Source organism: Nocardia sp. NPDC051929 (assembly GCF_044548645.1).
Taxonomy (GTDB): Bacteria; Actinomycetota; Actinomycetes; order Mycobacteriales; family Mycobacteriaceae; genus Nocardia; species Nocardia sichangensis.
Window position 1 is genome coordinate 1 of record NZ_JBIUCG010000067.1, and the last position, 1,456, is coordinate 1,456.

The following is a 1,456-nucleotide window of genomic DNA, read 5'->3' on the forward strand; positions in this document are numbered from 1 at the left end:
GCCGGATTCAACTGATCGTTGCAACACCTCGATCGTGGAGGTGTCGAGGTGGGAATTGGTCCGCAGCAGAAGCGGGTTCGTGAGTACCGGGGCCAGATTCCGTCGCCGGGTCGGCCGACGGTGGCCTGGCGTGAGGATCGGGTGCGGTTCTGGGCGGCGATCGCGCGCGGGGTGATGACCGAGGACGCGGCGGTGGAAGCGGGGGTGTCCTCGCCGGTCGGGTTCCGATGGTTCCGGCATGCTGGCGGCGTGAATCCGCGTTTGCCTCAGTCTGTTTCGGGCCGGTATTTATCTTCGGGCGAGCGGGAGGACATCGCGTTGCGGCGGGCTCGGGGCGAGGGAGTGCGGGAGATCGCTCGTCGGCTCGGTCGGAGTCCGTCGACGATCTCGCGGGAGTTGCGTCGCAACGCCTCGACCCGTTCGTACTGGCTGGACTACAAGGCCTCGACGGCGCAATGGCATGCCGAACGTCGGGCCAGGCGCCCCAAGATCGCCAAACTGGTCGCCAACGACCGGCTGCGCGCATACGTGCAAGACAAGCTCTCCGGGGTCGTGCGAACTGCCGATGGACGTGCCGTGGCCGGCCCGGTCGGTCCGGAGTGGAAAGGGCGCAACAAGCCGCATCGCGGTGATCGGGCGTGGGTGTACGCGTGGAGCCCGGAGCAGATCTCGAACCGGCTGAAACTCGAATTCCCCGACGACGAGTCAATGCGAATCAGTCATGAGGCGATCTACCAGGCACTGTATGTCGATTCTCGGGGCGGGCTCAAACGCGAACTCGTCGGCTGCCTGCGCCGAGGCCGGGCGTTGCGGGTCCCGCGCGCACGCGCCAAGCAGAAAGCGTGGGCACATGTGACCGCCGAGACGCTCATCGGTAACCGGCCCGCGGAGATCGGCGAGCGGGTGGTCGCGGGGCATTGGGAAGGCGATCTGATCATCGGGTTGCAGCGTTCGGCGATCGGCACCCTGGTCGAGCGGACGACCCGGTTCACGATGCTGATCCACCTGCCTCGCGAGGACGGATACGGTGTCATCGCACGCACCAAGAACGGACCCGCTCTCGCTGGCTACGGCGCGGTGACCATGACCGACGCGCTCACCCGAACGCTGCGCCCGCTGCCGCCGCCGCTGCGTCGATCGCTGACCTGGGACCGGGGCAAGGAATTGTCCGACCACGCACGGTTCACCGCCCGCACCGGCGTCGAGGTCTACTTCGCCGATCCGAAGAGCCCATGGCAACGCGGCACCAACGAGAATACCAATGGCCTTCTGCGCCAATATTTTCCGAAAGGCACCGACCTCTCTCGCTGGGGTGCTCGAGACATCGCTGCTATCGCGCACACGCTCAACTCCCGACCCCGCAAAAGCCTCGGCTGGAAGACGCCCGCTGAAGCCTTCACCGAGCAGCTACGATCGCTCCAACAAACCGGTGTTGCGACGACCGATTGAATACGGC

General features: G+C 66.1%; 1 protein-coding gene. It reads left to right on the forward strand.

From position 1 onward, the window contains the following. Nucleotides 1-54 precede the first annotated feature (54 nt). Nucleotides 55-1,449: an IS30 family transposase gene (locus tag ACIHAX_RS37755; RefSeq protein WP_397079098.1), complete on the forward strand. Its 1,395-nt coding sequence runs from the start codon at nucleotides 55-57 to the stop codon at nucleotides 1,447-1,449. The last annotated feature ends 7 nt before the right edge of the window (nucleotides 1,450-1,456 follow it).